This window comes from Phaeobacter gallaeciensis (genome assembly GCF_001678945.1).
GTDB lineage: Bacteria > Pseudomonadota > Alphaproteobacteria > Rhodobacterales > Rhodobacteraceae > Phycobacter > Phycobacter gallaeciensis_A.
In genome coordinates this window covers 311552-330012 of the sequence record NZ_CP015124.1, presented here as the reverse complement: position 1 = coordinate 330012, position 18461 = coordinate 311552, and the positions used below count along the sequence as shown (strand labels likewise).

Genomic DNA, 18461 nt, shown 5'->3' with positions numbered 1-18461 from the left:
TGGAAGCCGCCCCGTTTTTGTTTTCATGGTCTGCAACGCCCTGTGTTTTGGCAGGGTATTTCCTCCGCCTGTTTGTCGGGAAGGTTTGGTGCAGAGGTAATTTGCCATTAGCCTTTTCGTCCAGTGTTGCTGGTCTGGGAGGTTACAGCATGACAGCGTTTATTATCGGGCAGATGCAAATCCACAGCCGCGACTGGATGGAGGAGTATTTTGCCAAAATCCCCAAAGTGGTTGAGGCGCATAGCGGTGAGTTTCTGGTCCGGGGCGGCGAGCCGGAGATGATGGAAGGCAGCGACCCGTTGCCCGATGCGGCTTTCATCCTTGAGTTTCCCGACCGTGCGCATGCGCAAAGGTTCTGGAACTCGGATGAGTTTCAAAGGCTTGCGATCCTGCGCAGGTCCGGATCAACGCTGAACGCCATTCTGGTCGACAAGCTCGCCTAGGCTGTTTTGGGCGCCAGCACCGGGCTGGAGGATGCAAAAGGGCCGGACGTTTCCGCCCGGCCCCTGTTTGGTGTGATAGGAACAGCTGCCTGGATCAGGCCAGCATGACCATCGGGTTTTCCAGGTTCTCGACGATGGCGGTCAGGAGGTTTGCCCCAAGCGCGCCATCGATAACGCGGTGATCGACGGACATGGTGACGCTCATCACCGTGGCGACCTTCAGCTCGCCATCGGCACCGACAACCGGTTTTTTCACGCCAGAGCCAACCGCGAGGATGCCTGCATGGGGCGGGTTCACGATGGCGTCGAAATTGTCGATGCCGAACATGCCGAGGTTGGAGATCGCAAAGGAGCCGCCCTGGTATTCATGGGGCGCCAGTTTGCGGTCGCGGGCGCGGGTGGCCAGGTCCTTCATCTCGGTCGACAGGCTGGAGAGCGACTTTATGTCGGCGTCTTGCAGCACGGGCGTGAACAGACCGCCTTCGATGGCGACGGCAACCGCCACGTCCGAGGCTTTCATCTGCAGTACGCGGTCACCGGCCCAGACGGCATTCGCTTCGGGCACCGATTGCAGCGCCAAGGCCACCGCCTTGATGATGAAGTCGTTGACCGACAGCTTCACGCCGCGTCCTTCCAACTGCTTGTTCAGCTCACCGCGGAATTTCAGCAGCGCATCCAGCTGGATATCCCGGCGCAGGTAGAAATGCGGGATGGTTTGTTTCGCTTCGCTGAGGCGCGCGGCGATGGTCTTGCGCATACCGTCGAGCTTGACCTCTTCGTAATCGCGGCCTTCGTACATTTTGGCCACGGCATCCGCAGAAGGACCAGCAGGCGCGGCAGGCGCAGCCGGAGCGGCGGTTGCGGGGGCAGCGGCAGGCTGGGCCTCGGCCTTTGGTGCTGCTGTAGCGCCTTCGACGTCGGCTTTGACGATGCGACCGCGCGGGCCGGAGCCGCTGATCGCAGCCAGATCCAGCCCTTTGTCTGCCGCAATGCGCCGCGCCAGAGGCGAAGCAAAGATGCGGCTGCCGTCGGCGGCGGCAGGCGCAGCCGGGGCAGGGGAAGCGGGCGCCGTCGTGGGGGCCGGGGCTTCCTTGGGGCCGCCATTATCGTTTCCAACGCCGGTTTCTGGCGCGGAAACTTCCGGCTTCGCGGCAGGCGCTGCGTCCACGTCATCAGCGCTTTCACCATCGGCGAGCAGAACGGCGATGGCGGTATTGACCTTCACCCCTTCGCTGCCTTCAGGCACCAGGATTTTGCCGATGACGCCTTCGTCGACGGCTTCGAATTCCATCGTGGCCTTGTCGGTTTCAATCTCGGCCAGAAGATCGCCAGAGGCGACGGTGTCGCCTTCCTTGACCAGCCATTTCGCCAGCGTGCCTTCCTCCATGGTGGGAGAGAGGGCGGGCATCAGGATTTCTGTGGGCATCGCTGTCTCTCCTTACCGGTAGGTCACTTGTTTCACGGCGGCGATCACCTCATCCGTAGTGACCAGCGCGTGTTTTTCGAGGTTCGCGGCATAGGGCATCGGCACGTCCTTGCCGGTGCAGGTCACGATGGGCGCATCAAGGTAATCAAAGGCCTGCTGCATCACTTCGGAGGCGATGTAGCTGCCGACCGAACCTTGTGGCCAGCCCTCTTCGACGGTGACAAGGCGGTTGGTCTTCATTACCGATTTGATCACCGTGGGCAGATCCATCGGACGCAGGGTGCGCAGATCGATCACCTCGGCATTGATGCCCTCTTCGGCCAGCTTGTCCGCCGCTTCGAGCGCGTATTGCATGCCGATTCCGAAGGAGACGATGGTGACATCGTCGCCGGTCCGCCAGATGCGCGCCTTTCCGAAGGGTACGGTGTAATCATCCATGTCCGGCACATCGAAGGAGCGGCCATAGAGGATCTCGTTCTCAAGGAAGATAACCGGGTTGGGATCGCGGATCGCGGATTTCAGCAGGCCCTTCGCATCAGAGGCGGAATAGGGCATGGCGACCTTCAGGCCCGGGATCTGCATGTACCAGGCGGCATAGTCCTGGCTGTGCTGGGCGCCCACGCGGGCGGCGGCGCCGTTGGGACCGCGGAACACGATGGGGCAGCCCATCTGACCGCCGGACATATACAGCGTCTTGGCGGCCGAGTTGATGATCTGGTCGATCGCCTGCATGGCAAAGTTGAAGGTCATGAATTCGACGATCGGCTTCAGCCCGCCAAAGGCCGACCCCACGGCGATCCCGGCAAAGCCGTGTTCGGTGATCGGCGTGTCGATGACGCGCTTGGCGCCGAATTCATCCAGCAGACCCTGCGAAATCTTGTAAGCGCCTTGGTATTCGGCGACTTCCTCACCCATCAGGTAGACTTCTTCGGTGCCGCGCATTTCCTCGGCCATGGCATCGCGCAGCGCCTCGCGCACGGTCTGCTGCTTAAGCGTGGTGCCTTCGGGCCAATCCGGTGTTTCGTCCACCTGCGGGGCCTCTTGGGGCGCGGCAGCAGCGGCCGCCGGAGCGGGCGCCGAAGGTGCCTCTGCGGTCGGTGCTTCCACCTTGGCAGCAGGTGCGGCATCGGCGATGTCATCGGCGCTTTCGCCCTCGGCCAGCAGCACGGCGATGGCGGTGTTGACCTTCACACCTTCGCTGCCTTCGGCGATCAGGATCTTGCCGATCACGCCTTCGTCGACGGCTTCGAACTCCATCGTCGCCTTGTCGGTTTCAATCTCGGCGAGGATATCGCCGGAATTCACGGTATCGCCTTCCTTGACCAGCCATTTGGCCAGCGTGCCTTCCTCCATGGTCGGCGACAGGGCGGGCATCAGAATTTCAGTTGCCATAGTCTTGATCTCTCCCTCAGGCGCTCTTCTGCGGAATTTCGTCGGCGTAGATATCGGTCCACAGCTCATCCAGGGCGGGCTCAGGGCTTTCCTTGGAGAAATCGGCAGACTTGTTGACGATGTCCTTGATCTCTTTGTCGATCGCCTTGAGATCGTCTTCGCTGGCGTGCTTGCCGGTCAGCAGCATTTCGCGGACCTGTTCGATCGGGTCGCGTTCGCTGCGCATCTTTTGGACTTCTTCGCGGGTCCGGTACTTGGCCGGGTCCGACATCGAGTGGCCGCGATAACGATAGGTCTTCACCTCAAGGATATAGGGACCTTTGCCCGCGCGGCAGTGGGCCACGGCGCGCTCGCCTGCGTCCTTGACGGTCAGCACGTTCATGCCATCCACTGCCTCACCGGGAATACCAAAGGCCTCGCCGCGGGTGAACAACTCGGGTGTGGAGGTCGACCGGGCCTGGGCGGTGCCCATGGCGTATTGGTTGTTCTCGATGACAAAGACCACCGGCAGCTGCCAAAGGGCGGCCATATTGAAGGTCTCGTAGATCTGGCCCTGGTTGGCGGCACCATCGCCGAAATAGGCAAAGGTTACGCGGCCGTTGCCCTTGTATTTATCGGCAAAGGCAAGCCCGGCACCCAGAGGTACCTGCGCACCGACGATACCGTGGCCACCATAGAAATGCTTCTCTTTCGAGAACATGTGCATAGAGCCGCCTTTGCCCTTGGAATAGCCGCCCTCGCGACCGGTCAGCTCGGCCATGACGCCATCCGGGTCCATGCCACAGGCCAGCATATGGCCGTGGTCGCGGTAGGATGTGATGCGCTTGTCGCCTTCCTCCGCGGCGGCCTCCAGACCGACCACGACGGCTTCCTGGCCGATGTAGAGGTGACAGAAGCCCCCGATCAGACCCATGCCATAAAGCTGACCGGCCTTTTCCTCGAATCGGCGGATCAGAAGCATTTCGCGATAGTGGCGGGTCAGGTCTTCGGCGGAAACATTTGGTTTCTTGGTGCTTTTCCTAGCAGCCATGATGGCGGACTCCCCTCAAAGCCAGATAGTTTAGTGTTAAACTAATCCATATTCGATTTTGCTGTGACTGGCGAGTGCTTTTATGACGCGGGGTCACAACAATGCATAAAAATCCCATATTCCGGGCGGTCATATCTTCGTGACGCCATGGTTGCACGGCAAAGAGCCTGCAGCAACAACCGGTTTCATGCACTGGTAAAGGGAGGGTAAGCCTTGTGAGGCAGGTGCTGGATCAGCGAATGACGATTTCGTCGGCGCGCAGCATGCCCAGAACGGAACGGGCCTGCTGATCGAGAAGATCCAGATCAAGGTAATCATCAGACAGGCGCCGGGTGCGGTTTTCCATCCGATCGATGTCAGCCTGAAGGAGATCGAGATCCTGACGAAGCTCTTCGGCTTCTGCCTGGATCTCGACCCTTCTGAACAACCCGAAATCGCCCTGCACCGCCGCAAAGGTAAAATACGCGCTCAGCGCGAATGCGATGGAGAAGAAGGCGAATGCGCCGAGAGACGGCTTATTGCTTCGGGTCACGTTGAGTTTGCCTGTATGATACTGCTCAAAGTATTGTTTTTGCACCGATTGTTTCGATGTCTGCATCCTGTATGCCACAACCGAATCACTCTGTGAATCCCAAAAATGATTAACGCGGGCAGTTTCTGTTTCGCAGTCCGCGCCTGTGTCATGATCGCAACGGCAGCCAGGGCTTGTGGGGAGTGCTGTGACCAGGACTGCAGCGCAGGACAGACCGTGTTCCAGTGAGAGACCCGTCGACAGACTGCGGGCGGTGCTGCGCAATGAAAAACCGGCCGGGACTGTTGTCCGGGCCGGTTTGTATGGTCTCTTTGATTTGACTGACGCAGCGCAGCGCGGGACCGGCCGCAATCAGGTGTTTCCGCGTTCAGGCGGCGGAAAGCAGCTCGTCGTCATCGGCCTCATCAAGCCAAGCGGTTTCAGCGAATTCTCCCGCCTCATCAAGCGCACCAGCCACGGTTGTTCCCTCTTGCGCCTGCCCGGTAAAGCTGAGCAGCAGCTCGCTCAGGCGGCTTGCCTCGGCGCGCATCTGGCGGCTGGCGCCATAGCTTTCCTGTACCATCGCCGCATTGTCCTGAGTGACCCGGTCCAACTGAGCAACGCCGGAATTGATCTCCTTGATGCCCTGGGCCTGCTCGCTGGAGGAATTGGCGATCGACGAGACCATGCCGGAGACCCGGGTAACGCTGCTGGCAATCAGGCTGAGGGTGTCGCCAGTGTCCTGCACCAGACGCTCACCTGCGCTCACCTGTTGCGCGGCTTCCGTGACCAGCTCCTTGATTTCGTTTGCCGATTGCGCGGACTTCAACGCGAGGCTGCGGACTTCGGAGGCAACGACGGCAAAGCCACGGCCTGCCTCGCCTGCGCGGGCTGCTTCGACCCCGGCGTTGAGGGCCAGCAGGCTGGTCTGGAACGCGATGTCGTCGATAGCGGTGATGATCTGGCTGATCTGCTCGGACGAGTGCGCGATGGCGCTCATCGCTTCGCGGGCGCGATCCATGACCTTGCCGCCCTGTTCCGCGTGCTGGCGGCCTTCCTTGACCTCGCGGTCGGCATCCTGCGCCTGGGCTGCGCTGGATTGGACGCTGGCTGACATTTCTTCCAGCGCCGCAGCGGATTGTTCCAGCGTCGCGGCCTGGGTTTCGGCGCGCTGCGACATCTGGTCTGACATCTGCTCCATTTCGCGGGCATTGCGCTCGACTGCGGCGGAGCTTTGTTTGAGTTCCTCCACCAGTCCGGACAGGCTGCTTGAGAGTGCGTTGAAATCCTCGCATAGGGTGACGTAGGTGTCGCCCAGGTCGGCCCAGTCTTCGGCTTCAATCTGTTGTCCCAGATCTCCGCGCGTCAGGCCGCTCATGGCTGCGCCCATGGTCTGGAACAACGCCACGCGACGGTCGTTTTCGGCGCGGTTTCGTGCGTCGGTTTCCTCTGCCGAGCGCAGGATTTCCTTCAGCTCTTGCAGGTTGCGGGCGATGCTGCCGACTTCGTCCTTTCGGGTGAGGCCCTGGATCTCCTGATCATAGTCTTTGTCCATAATCTGCTGAACCGCCTGGGCGGCGCCGGTAACTGGCCCGCTGAGCTGGCGGCCAAAGGCAAAGGCGATGCCGGTGGAGATCAGAACGGCCACCAGGCCGACGATCAGCTGTGGCAGCTCGGCAAAGGCCGCAAGGTCGTCGATGCGGGTGCTGACCTCGTCATGGGTGGCGCTCAGCATGTCCTGCATGTCGTTCACCGTGTCGCGGAGTTTCTGAACGGTTGGCAGGACTGTAGCAAAGGCCATGCGCTGGCGCATCTCAAGGCTCGCCGCTTCCAGTTGCTGTACCTGGCCGTGCAGTGTGGTCAATATGTCGGGCAGCGTCATGATGGTCTCATAGACCTCCGGCTGACGGGCGATGGGCAGAGGAATGTCGAGAAACCGGGCTTTCGCCATGGCGACTTCGGTCTCGACCTCTTCGATATTTCCGCGCAGGTCGCCGATACTGGCGCCGCGACCCAGAGCATAGGCAAGCAGGTCTCCGATCCCCTGCTCGATATCTTCTTTCATGTCATCAAGGCTTTTGACCTGAGCGTTGACGTAGCTGGCCTGAGAGATGGCCCCGGTGAGTTTCAGGCTGGTGAGCCAGGCGACAGTGGTGCTGGCAAGCAGCATGACTATGAAGGCGGTTGCGAATAGCAGCACTTGGCTGCGGAGTGAAAAACGGCTCATGGCTGAGTGGTGCTCCTGAGGGTGTGTTCCGTGGCGTTAATACGCGCGGCCAGCCCTAGGAAGGCAGGGGTCTATGAAGTCTTAACGGGGGTCCGAAAGGGCGCTCAAGAAAACACAAATTAATGTGAGTAATCAATTGGAAGAGCACGAAAAAGGCCGAGCGATGATGCGCCCGGCCTTGTTGATTTCATGTGTTCAGAAGCCCCTGCCGGGACGTATGATTTCAATCCTGATCCAGCGCGGCGACGCCGGGCAGGGTCTTGCCTTCCATCCATTCAAGGAAGGCGCCTCCTGCGGTGGAGATATAGGTGAAATCCCGCGCTGCGCCCGAGGCGTTGAGTGCCGCAACGGTATCGCCGCCACCGGCAACCGAGATCAGTTTTCCAGCGCGGGTCAGGGCCGCCGCCTTCAGCGCGGCCGCATTGGTCGCCGCGTCAAAGGGCTCCAGTTCAAAGGCGCCCAGCGGCCCGTTCCAGATCAGGGTCTGGCTCTGCTCGAAGATCTCGTTGATCGTGGCGATGCTGTCAGGACCGGCATCCAGGATCATGCCCTCTGCGGGGCATTGGTCGGCGGGCAGCACCTGATGCGGCGCATGGGAGGCAAAGGCCTCGGCCACCACAACGTCGCTCGGCAGGATGATCTTGCAGCCTGCGCTTTCAGCCTCGGCCAGGATTTCGGCTGCGGTGTCTTTCATGATCCGTTCGGCCAGGGATTTGCCGACATCGATCCCCTTGGCGACCAGGAATGTATTGGCCATGCCGCCGCCGATGATCAGGTAATCGACCTTCTTGATCAGGTTGCCGAGCAATTCCAGCTTGGTTGAAACCTTGGCGCCGCCGACAACGGCGGTCACCGGACGTTTCGGCGCGCCAAGGGCGCTTTCCAGTGCAGACAGCTCTGCCTGCATCAACCGGCCCGCGCAGGCGGGCAGGAGGCGGGCAATGCCCTCGGTCGAGCTGTGCGCGCGGTGTGCGGCGGAGAAGGCGTCGTTGCAGTAGACATCGCCCAGCCGTGCCATGCCTGCGGCCAGATCGGGGTCGTTCTTGGTTTCCTCGGCGTGGAACCGGGTGTTTTCCAGCAGCAGCACTTCGCCCGGTTGCAGGGCGGCGGCGGCAGCCTCGGCACCGGGGCCAACGCAATCGGCGGCAAACAGCACCTTGGTTTCAAAGGCACGCTCCAGCGTCGGGATCAGCTGGTTCAGCGACAGGTTCTCGCGGCGCTCCCCGCCCGGGCGGCCGAAATGCGCCAGCAGGATCGGTTTGCCACCTGCCGCCAGAATATCGCGCACGGTGGGGGCGATGCGGCGGATCCGGGTGGAGTCGGTCACGACGCCATCCACGATCGGCACGTTGATATCCACGCGCACCAGAACGCGTTTGCCGCTGAGATCCATGTCATCAAGGGTATTCCAGCCCATCCTCAGGCTCCTTCCGGTCATTGGCGAATGTGTTTGGTGCTGTTTCGGGGCTTTTGTGCGCCCAGTCAATGCTCCCTTGGCAATTGCGACCGCTGCCCTTAGGTATCTGGCAAAGCAAACACGACAGGAGAGCCAGATGGCCGAGATCAAGGACCCGGAAAACACCATCATTGTCGAGCTGAAAGACGGCAATGTGGTGATCGAGCTGCTGCCCGATGTGGCGCCCAAGCACAGCGAGCGGATGAAGGAACTGGCCCGTGCCGGTGAATATGACAACGTGGCCTTCCACCGTGTCATCGACGGTTTCATGGCGCAGACCGGCGACGTGCAGCACGGAGACATGGAAGACGGTTTCAACCTGCGCATGGCGGGTACTGGCGGCTCTGATCTGCCGAACGTTCCGGCGGAATTTTCCAAACTGCCGCATGACCGTGGCACCCTGGGCGCTGCGCGCTCTGCCAACCCGGATTCGGCAAACTCGCAGTTCTTCATCAACTTCAAGGACAACCACTTCCTGAACGGCCAGTACACCGTTTATGGCCGGGTCATCGAAGGCATGGAGCACGTTGATGCGATCACCCGTGGTGAGCCGCCTGCGAACCCTGACCGTATGATCAGCGTCAAGGTGGCCGCAGATGCTTAAGCTGGCTGCTGCATTTTCCCTGATCGCGGGCTCGGCCTTTGCCTCTGGCCTTGAAATCCAGATCGAAGGCGAGGGCGCCAATGGTACCGTCAAGATCGACCTCTTCGAGGACGTCGCGCCGAAGCACGTGGAGCAGATCACCGCGCTGGCCGCCGAAGGCAAATATGATGGCGTGGTGTTTCACCGCGTGATCGAAGGCTTCATGGCGCAAACCGGTGACGTCCAGTTCGGCAAGCTTGGCGAAGACATGCGCCGGGCCGGTATGGGCGGCTCTGAACGTCCGGACCTTCCGGCGGAGTTCTCGGACATTGCCTATGACCGCGGTGTCGTCGGCATGGCCCGTTCGCAGAACCCGAACAGCGCCAATTCGCAGTTCTTCATCATGTTCGCGCCGGGGCATTTCCTCAATGGCCAGTATACCGTCGTTGGCAAGGTTACCGAAGGCATGGATGTGGTCGACGCGATCAAGCGCGGCTCGGGGCAGAGCGGTTCGGTCAAGGGCCAGCCCGATGTCATGACCAAGGTCACCGTGACCGAGTAAGCCGACCGGGGCTGCGGCCCTGCCGATCTTTCAAATACGTCAAAGCCCGCGCCAATCCGCGCGGGCTTTGCTGTTCTCGTGCGTCGGGTTGGCGTGCAAATGCCTTAGAACAGGAAATTGTCCGCCTGTGCGATGTCCTGCACCTCCGCGTCGTCGATCAGGATGGTGACATTGGCGAAGGAGACCAGCACATCGTCTTGCTGTTGCTCGATGTCCAGTTGTCCAAAACGGGAAGCTCCGCGACCGATTTCGATCCTGTCGGTACCGACAGTGAAGTCCGAAATGGTGTCGTCGCCGTGGCCCTTTTTGAAGACAAAGATATCGGCCCGGCCACCGCCGGTCAGTTTGTCGTCGCCCTTGTGACCGATCAACCGGTCCCGGCCATTGCCACCAATCAGGCGATCCCCGCCTGCGCCGCCGGTTAGGGTGTCATTGCCGCCACCGCCGTTCAGTATGTCGCGGTGATTGCCGCCAGTGATTTCATCCGCGCCCGTGCCGCCAAGGGCCCGATCCCGGCCGCTGCCGCCCTCGATCACATCGTCGCCTGCGGCGCCCACCAGCCGGTCGGAGCCGGTATTCCCGGTCAGATGGTCATCACCGGTTCCACCGAACAGCGTGTCGCGCCCGCTGCCGCCGCTCAGATGGTCATCGTTTGCGTTGCCGTAGAGCAGGTCGTCCTGCAGGCCGCCATCAAGCGTGTCATTACCAAAGCCGCCGGCCATGACATCACTATTGGTCACGGACTGTGCGTCGCCGCGAAGCCGGTCGTTGCCAGCGTTGCCAAGGGACAGTGCCACGCTGCGGTCTATGAACTTCAGAATTTCGATATTGCTAATCCGGTCGGTTCCCATGGCGCTGCTGACCTGAACTGAAGAGTAGGATGAGAACAGATCGTCCAGCCCCCGTAGCGTGGCCTGGCTTGAATGCGTATTCAGAACCAGCGTGTCGGTCCCGGTTCCGGCGTCAATGGTGTCATCGCCGCTCCCAAGTGCAATGGTGTCATCGCCGCCATAGGTGTACCACAGGTTGCCGACAGCGCTGTTTGAGGTGATGGTATCGGTTCCCGCCAGAATACTGCGTTCCAGCGCGGCGCCGCTCATCGTAGCCAGATCGTAAAAGCTCTCGCTGAATCCAGTCATCGAGAAGACCTCGTTGCCGTAGCTGTAGAGGTAGAGATCTGTGAGTTCCCACACATAGGGGGAGGCGTTTGAAAAATCGCCGTCAAACCGGAGCGACAGCCCGTTAGTTCCGCTCATACTGATCGACGTGGCGGATTGCTGGGTAATAACCGGATCCCCAAAATCCGCCGAGTTCAAATCATTGATGGACCAGGTGCCGTTGGAGTCCTGGATGCGTACATTTGCCAATTTCAAAATTCCCTATGAACCAGGTCCGCCCCAGGCTGCGTTTGAAAGGTGCGGCCTCGGAACGGATAATAGGATCAACCATGGCGGTAGAATGGTGGAAGGTAAAGGAGCAGTATCCCAGTGGGTTACGTTTTGGCGAGCTAGGAAGGAAGGGGAAGGAGTACAACCTGAACCTTGCCCTGAAATGCGAAACGCCGCAGGGCTCTGCGGCGTTTACGGTCTTCTATTCAGTTCAGCGACCGAGAGGTCCCTGTGACTTTTAGCTGTCGGAGCTGGGGGCCGAGCCTGCCGGTGCGGCAGCAGGGCGCGCCGGAGCGGCGGCAGCCGGAGCGGCTTTCTTGCCGCCGGGATTCAGCGGATCGTCCTGACGCTGCACGGAGCCTTCGAAATGGGCGCCGCTCTCGATGGCGATGGTCTTGTGGATGATATCGCCTTCGACACGGGCGGTGGAGGTCAGGCGGACCTTCAGGCCGCGCACGCGACCCACGATACGGCCATTGATCACCACGTCATCAGCCGTGACTTCACCCTTGATCGTCGCGGTTTCGCCGATGGTCAGCAGGTGGGCGCGAATGTCGCCTTCGACGGTGCCTTCAACCTGGATGTCGCCGGTGGTTTTCAGGTTCCCGGTGATATGCAGATCGGAGCTGAGCACGGATGCCGGCGGTTTTGCCTTGGGCGGCGTGGCCTTGTAATCGCTCGCGGGCGCAGAGGGCGGGGCGCTCGGCGTTGCAGCCGCCGGAGTTGCTTCGGCCTGCTTCGGCCCGGGCTCATTGATTTTGCTCTTAGAAAACATTTCTCGCAGCCTTGATGTAGATCATAGGGTTTACGGGTTTTCCGTTGACCCGAACCTCGTAATGAAGGTGGGTCCCGGTGGACCGTCCGGTGTTACCCATATCAGCAATGTGATCCCCGCGCGAGACCCTTTGACCGACCTTCACGCGGAGTTTTGAGTTATGGGCATATTTCGTCTCAATACCAAAGGCATGGCGGATCGTGACCAGCCTGCCATAGCCGGATTGCCAGCCCGCATGGGTCACAACGCCATCAGCAGTGGCGTAGATATCTGTGCCGGTGCGGCCGGCGAAATCCGATCCTTTGTGAAGCCGGCGGCCGCCAGTTTTAGGGTCGCGGCGATAGCCAAAGCCCGAGCTTTGCCGCACGAGGCCAAGGTTCACCGGTGTCGCAAAAGGCGCCTGCTGCGCGGCCATGCGATAAAGGTTCAGCTGGTCCAACTCATTGAGAATGCTGTTGGCCCGACGCTCTTCCGCAGTGGGTTCTTCACCGCGGGTCGACAGGGCTAAAGGGGTGAGGGGACCACCCCCCTGTCCATTATAGCCGCGGCGCACCTGCTCCAGGATCCGATCCGGCGGCATACCGGCGCTGCGGAACATCTTGTCCAGCGGCGCTACGGAAACGGTAACCGCCTCTTCCAACTGCCGGAAGATCTGGTTGTTGCGCTCATCCATCAGCTTGATTTCCATCTCAAGCGAATCCCGCTGCTCGAGCGCCGATTGTGCGTCTGCCATGACCTGATCCCGCTCGGCGGCGGTCTCTGCCAGCGCGTCGGCGAGGAACTCCATCTGCACCGGGGCAACAGCGGCCATCATCTGGACTGGGCTGTCTTCCTCGGTTTCCTTGCGCAATTCGGCAAGAGCATCGCGCGCCTTGTCCCGCTGGGTCATGGTGTCGCGCAGCGTGGCCTGAATGACTTCGATGCCGGTTTCAAGCTCCCGGCGCCGAGTTTCGGAGGCGAGCAATTCGGACTGCATGTCGGAAATCTGCGCCAGAGCGGCGTTGAACCGCTGCTGCGCTGCCAGCGCCTCTTCGGCGCGGTTGTCCCGCTCCAGTGATAGGGCGTTGAGCCGGGCGCGGTAGTTCATCTGATCGCGTTTGGCTTGCTCGCGGAAGTTTCCGGCGCCGATCCCGTCCATCAGCACAATGGCTGTTGCCATGATCGACCAGGCGACAAACAGAACGATACCGGCAACGGCAATAAGCTGTGTTTCCGGCCTGAGCCGAATGAATCTGGTGTCGTCATCCGATTTGAGGAAAACGCGCCGTTCGGGGAAGCGCCGTTCGAGAAACGCGTGAATTTTAATAGTCAGACGTGTGCGCACGCGCTGATCCTTGTCCCATCCCAATTGCATGGCGCAGGGCCACTCACATCCCTGTGAGCCCAGGCGCCATGGCCCATTTGAATAGCCAGCCGGGCTTCATTGGGCAAGTCTGTTGACCAATCAGTAAGGAATTTGTGCCTGCAAGGCAGGATATTGGCGGAAATTTGCCGGGTAGCGGCAGGGCGCCGGCGGTCACGCGCCGCCCTGCCGCTTTGTCAGCCTGCGGGCTGTGCGCCGGTGTCGGTCAGCGGCCAGTAGAAATCCGGCGGCAGTCCGGCCTCGGCGCGTTTTTCCTCGTTGAAGGGCGGTTTCAGCGTGCTGTGGAAATAGGTTCGGACCAGATCGTGAAAGACATCCTTGGGATCGAGGTTCTCGCGCCCGCAAAGGAAATGGAACCATTTGGAGCCATAGGCGACATGGCCAACTTCTTCCTTGTAGATCACCTCCAAGGCCTCCACTGCCTGGGTCAGCTTTGCCTGGCGGAAAATCTTGATCATGCCGGGGGTGACATCAAGACCCCGGGCCTCCAGCACCATCGGCACCACAGCAAGACGGCCCATCAGGTCCTCGGCGGTGTCTTCGGCAGCGCGCCACATGCCAGCATGGGCCGGAAGGGCGCCGTAGTGGCTGCCAAGGCCTTCAAGGCAATCGCACATCAGGTTGAAATGCTTGGATTCCTCATCCGCCGCCTTGACCCAGTCGTCAAAGAAACCAATGGGCATCGGCACATGGGAAAACCGCGCGATGATATCCCAATGCAGATCGACCGCGTTGAGTTCGATATGGGCCACCGCATGGAGCAGCGCGATACGGCCCGCCTCGGAGCCGGGTTTGCGTTTTGGCACGTCGCGGGGATCGAGAAGTTCCGGCTTTTCGGGCCGGGCCGGGCGCAGTGGCGGGCTGGCGGTGCCGACCGGGATCTCGGGTGCCTCACCGCGACGATAGGCAAACCAGCGGGCCGCGTGCTGGCGGGAAAGGGCGGTTTTTTGGCGGCCGTCGGCGGTGGTCAGAACCTCTGTCGCCATTTCGGCGAGGGAAAGTTCGGCCTCAGAACTGGGGGTGTCGGTCATCTCGCCTCCGTCGGGTTTCGTGCTGCGCCGCGTTCCTGCCCTGTGGCGCGCGCCATGGCAACGGATTTGTCTGGGGGATGGCTGGGGCGCTCCCGCCCGTCGTCGATCACTTGTGACGTGACCGCCTCCCGTTGGGCCCGGCGCTGCGCGTTGCGCAGCGCCGGGTGGTGTGGCGGCAATCCGTTTCGGGTTACAGGGCTTTGGCGGCCTCCAGAACCTCCTCAACATGTCCGTCCACCTTGACCTTGCGCCAAACCTGCGCGATGCGGCCCTCGGCGTCGATCAGGAAGGTGGAGCGTTCGATGCCCCAGTGTTTTTTGCCGTACATGTTCTTCTCCTTCCACACGCCGTAATCCTCGCAGGTGGTGCCTTCGGCATCGGAGAGGAGCGGCGTGGTCAGCTCATGTTTGGCAACAAATTTGTCGTGTTTGGCGACGGTGTCCTTGGAAATCCCATAAACCTCGACCCCGGCATCGGCAAAAGCCTGCAAAGCGCCTGAAAATCCAATGGATTCCTTGGTGCAGCCCGGGGTATCATCTCGCGGATAGAAAAACAGGACGACGGCTCTTCCCTTGAGGTCGGCAAGCGAGATTTCACCGCCGCCGTCACGGGGCAGGGTGAACATCGGGGCGAGATCGGATGGTTCGAGCATATGGGGTCTCCGCTTGGTTTTGCATCATTGGGTGCCATAAATAGGCTATGGCGAGCAAAGGAAAAGCACAGATCGCGAGGTCAGCGGATCAGCCGGAGGAAGTCGCGGCACCCGAGGCTGCCGATCAGGCGGTGTCCGGGCAGGAGGCTGCGCGGGCCGAGCAGGTCGCTGGTCCCGCTGATGCGGAGGCCGCGGAAGGGCTTGCGGCGCGCCCCAAAGACCGGCGGCGCTGGCAGCGGCTGAAAACCGTGGTGCGCGTTGTGGCCGTCCTATGCTTTCTTGGGGCTGGCGCGGTTTATTTCGGGATCGGCACCCGCATCGATGCGCCGCAATGGCTGCGCCAGAAGGTCGAAACGCGCCTGGAACAAAGCCTTGGTGGTCTTCAGATCGAGTTTGGGGAAATCCACCTTGTTGTGAACAAGGGCTGGCGCCCACGGCTCGGGCTGCGCGATGTGTCTCTGGCGCAGGCGGATGGAACGCCGGTAGCGCGGCTGGCGGATGCGCAGGTGTCGCTGGCGATGCGACCCTTGCTGAGTGGGAAGTTTCAGCCCCGCAAGATCTGGCTCAGCGGGCTTTTTGCCTCTTTGCGGCGCGGCGCGGATGGGAAATTCGAACTCAGCCTTTCCGAGGCGGGATCGCCGTTCCGCGAAGCATCCGACCTGCCGCAATTGATCGAACACTGGGATACCCAATTTGAACGCCCGGTCCTTGCCGCACTGTCCGAGGTTGAGACCGAAGGTTTGACGCTGCGCTATGAAGACGGCCGACTGAACCGGGTCTGGACACTGGACGGCGGCACCGTGCGGCTGGCGCGTGAGGACAGATCGCTGGCCTTGTCTGGCGGCTTTTCTGTGCTGAGCGGGCGGCAGTATGTTGGCACCATTGAGGCCAACTACAAATCCGACATCGGCGATGCCTCAGCCGAATTCGGGTTCCTGATCGAAGAGATCGCGAGCGAGGATATCGCGGTTCAGGCGCCGGCGCTTGGCTGGCTTCAGGCGCTGCGGGCACCGATTTCCGGCTCGCTCCGCGGTGGCCTGGGCAGCGAAGGCGAGCTGCTGACCCTTTCCGCTGGCTTGCAAATCGGGCGTGGCGTGATCCAGCCGTCGGAAGAAACCCGCCCCGTGCCGATCCAAAGCGCGCATAGCTATTTCACCTACTACCCTGATCAGCAGGCCCTGCAGTTCGATGAGCTGAAAGTCGAAAGCGGCTGGGTCTCAGGTACGATGGAGGGGCGCGCGCATCTGAGCGGGATCGAGAACGGGCGGCTCACAGAACTGGTCGGGCAGTTGCAGTTTTCCGACCTCAGCCTCAACCCGCGCGACCTGTACGATCAGCCGCTGGAACTGGCGGGCGTTGGGGTGGATTTTCGGTTGGAGCCGGAACCCTTTAGCCTGACCCTGGGCGAGGTTTTGATCCAGGACGGGGATTCCAACATCCTGCTCGACGGCAAGGTCTCCGCCGAAGAAGCAGGATGGACCTATGCGCTGAATGGTCATGTGGATCAGATGTCGGTGGATCGGATCAAGGAATTGTGGCCAGCAGCGGCGCCGCCGAAACCGCGCGAGTGGGTGCGGGATAACCTTTATCAAGGTACTGCCCGCGATGCCTATGTGGCGTTGCGTGGCGCCGGGCTGGAAAAGCCGTTTCTGCATCTGGATACCACCTTTTCCGGGGTCGATGCGCGCTTTCAGAAACATCTGCCGCCGGTGCGGGGCGCTGATGGCCATTTCAGCATCCACGGCACGCGTCTGGTGGTGATCGCCAGCCGGGGCACGGTGACCGCCGATGACGGTGGCGCTGTGGATGTGACGGGCACGTCTTTCATCATTCCCGACACTTCGATCAAAGGCGGCGCGCCGGGGATCGTCCGGGTCAAGGCCTCGGGTGCGGTAACGGCGGGGCTGTCGCTGCTCGAACGTCCGCCGCTCAATATCATGTCCAAGGCAGGGCTGCCGGTGAAGCTGGCAGAGGGGCAGGTGCAGGTCAGCGGAACCTTGTCGCTGCCCCTGCGCGCGGGCGTGCCGCCAGAAGAGATCCTTTATCACTACACCGGCAGCGTGACCGGCGTCAGTAGCGGGGTTCTGGTGCCGGGACATCCGGTCGCCGCAGAGCGGCTGGAGCTGTCGGGGGATCAAAGCCACGTGCAGCTCTCTGGTGCTGCGACCCTGTCGGATGTGCCGCTGACGGCAACATGGCGCCAGCCGGTTGGCCCCGGTTCCGATCCGACCAGCTATGTCACCGGTAAGGTGACGCTTTCGAACACGGTGGTGGAGAGGTTCAATATCGGCTTGCCGACGGGGTCCGTCTTTGGGACCGGTCAGGGCGAATTCGTGCTGCGCCTTGCGCCTGGGGTGCCACCCGAGTTGAACCTGCGCTCGGCGCTCGAAGGGATCGGTCTGCGTATTCCGGTGCTGAGCTGGCGCAAGGCGGAGGCGGACACGGGTCTTCTGGATCTTGTGGTAACGCTGCGGGCGCAGCCTTCGGTGGACCGGCTTCGGGTCGAAGCAGCGGGGTTGAAGGCCGAGGGCACCGTGACCACGCGGGAAGATGGCGGGCTGGACCGAGCCGCCTTTAGCGCGGTGTCGCTGGATGGCTGGCTGCGCGGACCGGTGACATTTGTCGGGCGCGGGGCGGCGGTACCGGAAATCCGTATCGGCGGCGGCGTCATCGATATGCGCCGGGTGCCTTTTACCAGTTCCAGCGGCAGCAGTGGCTCCGGATCGGGCGGCACCGGACCGATCCTCTTGAGCCTTGATCGGCTGCAGGTAACTGACAGTATCGCCCTCAATGGCTTTCAGGGGCGGTTTTCCACGGCGGGCGGCTTCAATGGCAAGTTCACCGCCCGGCTGAATGGTCAGACCCTGCTGAGCGGTATTGTGGTCCCGGACAAGGGCGGCACGGCGACGCGGATCAAGTCCGAGGATGCCGGCGGAATCTTCCGCTCGGCCGGGGTGCTGCGGCACGGTCAGGGCGGCAGTTTTGACATGACGCTGGTGCCTGCAGCCACGCCGGGCGAATACGATGGCCGCATGACTGTGCGCAACACGCGGGTGAAGGACGCGCCCTCCATGGCAGCGCTGGTCAACGCGATCAGCCTCGTGGGGTTGGTCAATGAACTCGCCGGGCAGGGGATTCAGTTTTCGGAAGTCGAAGCAAAGTTCCGCCTTGGCGCCACCCATCTGATCGTTCACGAAAGCAGTGCAGTGGGTCCGTCGATCGGTCTGTCGATGGACGGGAATTACAATCTTGAGACCACGGCACTGGATATGCGGGGGGTGATTTCCCCGATCTATGTGCTGAACGCCATCGGCAGCGTCCTGACCCGCAAGGGCGAAGGGCTGATCGGCTTTTCCTACCGGCTGCGGGGCACGGCGGATGATCCCAAGGTGCAAGTCAATCCTTTGTCCGGCCTGGCGCCGGGTATCTTCCGGGAGCTGTTCCGGGGCCGGGCGCCGGAGGTGCCGGGGCAGACCCCCGCCGCGCCGCCGCCCACCAGCGGGCCATTGGCGCCCGAAGAGGTGCCAGCCGCCCCGACCGCTCCTCAGGCCGGCGAACGCTGAGTACACAGGCAATCTGGCGCAGATTGCCATAGCCAAGGCATCACAAAGCTCCTATATGC

The 18461-nt window shown here is 61.6% G+C and carries 15 protein-coding genes; 4 read left to right on the top strand and 11 right to left on the bottom strand.

What is annotated here, in order from left to right; translation table 11 throughout:
- The first annotated feature begins 149 nt into the window (after window positions 1-149).
- Window positions 150-443, top strand: coding sequence for a DUF1330 domain-containing protein (locus JL2886_RS01490; protein ID WP_065270399.1), 294 nt, complete (start codon window positions 150-152; stop codon window positions 441-443).
- Between the two features lie 94 nt (window positions 444-537).
- Here the strand turns inward: JL2886_RS01490 and JL2886_RS01485 are convergent, their stop codons facing one another.
- The 6 genes from JL2886_RS01485 to JL2886_RS01460 all read right to left on the bottom strand — a co-directional run bounded on the left by JL2886_RS01485 (window position 538) and on the right by JL2886_RS01460 (window position 8446).
- Window positions 538-1869 (bottom strand): pyruvate dehydrogenase complex dihydrolipoamide acetyltransferase, encoded by a 1332-nt coding sequence (locus JL2886_RS01485; RefSeq protein WP_065270398.1) that lies wholly within the window; start codon window positions 1867-1869, stop codon window positions 538-540.
- Between the two features lie 12 nt (window positions 1870-1881).
- The gene (locus tag JL2886_RS01480; protein ID WP_065270397.1) at window positions 1882-3261 is read right to left on the bottom strand and encodes a pyruvate dehydrogenase complex E1 component subunit beta; all 1380 of its coding nucleotides are present in this window, start codon (window positions 3259-3261) and stop codon (window positions 1882-1884) included.
- 16 nt (window positions 3262-3277) lie between these two features.
- Window positions 3278-4291, bottom strand: coding sequence for a pyruvate dehydrogenase (acetyl-transferring) E1 component subunit alpha (gene pdhA / locus JL2886_RS01475; RefSeq protein ID WP_065270396.1), 1014 nt, complete (start codon window positions 4289-4291; stop codon window positions 3278-3280).
- A gap of 232 nt (window positions 4292-4523) precedes the next feature.
- The gene (locus tag JL2886_RS01470; RefSeq protein ID WP_065273470.1) at window positions 4524-4823 is read right to left on the bottom strand and encodes an FtsB family cell division protein; all 300 of its coding nucleotides are present in this window, start codon (window positions 4821-4823) and stop codon (window positions 4524-4526) included.
- A 367-nt stretch (window positions 4824-5190) separates the two neighbouring features.
- The gene (locus tag JL2886_RS01465) at window positions 5191-7029 is read right to left on the bottom strand and encodes a methyl-accepting chemotaxis protein (RefSeq protein WP_082995961.1); all 1839 of its coding nucleotides are present in this window, start codon (window positions 7027-7029) and stop codon (window positions 5191-5193) included.
- Between the two features lie 223 nt (window positions 7030-7252).
- Window positions 7253-8446: a phosphoglycerate kinase gene (locus JL2886_RS01460; RefSeq protein WP_065270394.1), complete on the bottom strand. Its 1194-nt coding sequence runs from the start codon at window positions 8444-8446 to the stop codon at window positions 7253-7255.
- Window positions 8447-8582: 136 nt separating this feature from the next.
- Here JL2886_RS01460 and JL2886_RS01455 point away from each other — a divergent pair, with 136 nt between their 5' ends.
- Together JL2886_RS01455 and JL2886_RS01450 are read left to right on the top strand one after the other, a co-directional pair.
- The gene (locus JL2886_RS01455; protein ID WP_065270393.1) at window positions 8583-9089 is read left to right on the top strand and encodes a peptidylprolyl isomerase; all 507 of its coding nucleotides are present in this window, start codon (window positions 8583-8585) and stop codon (window positions 9087-9089) included.
- Complete coding sequence (locus JL2886_RS01450) at window positions 9082-9630, top strand: peptidylprolyl isomerase (protein WP_065270392.1); 549 nt, start codon at window positions 9082-9084, stop codon at window positions 9628-9630. The genes JL2886_RS01455 and JL2886_RS01450 overlap by 8 nt, the downstream gene beginning before the upstream one ends.
- A gap of 104 nt (window positions 9631-9734) precedes the next feature.
- On the opposite strand, the gene JL2886_RS19815 is transcribed toward JL2886_RS01450, so the two are convergent.
- The 5 genes from JL2886_RS19815 to JL2886_RS01420 form a co-directional block, all read right to left on the bottom strand.
- Entirely contained in the window at window positions 9735-10997 is a 1263-nt protein-coding gene (locus JL2886_RS19815; protein ID WP_065270391.1) for a calcium-binding protein, read from the bottom strand.
- Between the two features lie 259 nt (window positions 10998-11256).
- Entirely contained in the window at window positions 11257-11793 is a 537-nt protein-coding gene (locus tag JL2886_RS01435; protein ID WP_065270389.1) for a bactofilin family protein, read from the bottom strand.
- The gene (locus tag JL2886_RS01430) at window positions 11783-13117 is read right to left on the bottom strand and encodes a M23 family metallopeptidase (RefSeq protein ID WP_065273469.1); all 1335 of its coding nucleotides are present in this window, start codon (window positions 13115-13117) and stop codon (window positions 11783-11785) included. Before JL2886_RS01430 ends, JL2886_RS01435 begins: the two co-directional genes overlap by 11 nt.
- Before the next feature lie 215 nt (window positions 13118-13332).
- Window positions 13333-14187 carry a ferritin-like domain-containing protein gene (locus JL2886_RS01425; RefSeq protein WP_065270388.1) on the bottom strand — a complete coding sequence of 285 codons (855 nt, stop codon included), beginning with the start codon at window positions 14185-14187 and terminating at the stop codon, window positions 13333-13335.
- 190 nt (window positions 14188-14377) lie between these two features.
- Window positions 14378-14839 (bottom strand): peroxiredoxin, encoded by a 462-nt coding sequence (locus JL2886_RS01420; protein WP_065270387.1) that lies wholly within the window; start codon window positions 14837-14839, stop codon window positions 14378-14380.
- Between the two features lie 47 nt (window positions 14840-14886).
- On the opposite strand from JL2886_RS01420, the gene JL2886_RS01415 reads away from it, so the two are divergent.
- Window positions 14887-18402: an AsmA-like C-terminal region-containing protein gene (locus JL2886_RS01415; protein WP_082995960.1), complete on the top strand. Its 3516-nt coding sequence runs from the start codon at window positions 14887-14889 to the stop codon at window positions 18400-18402.
- Window positions 18403-18461: the final 59 nt, after the last annotated feature.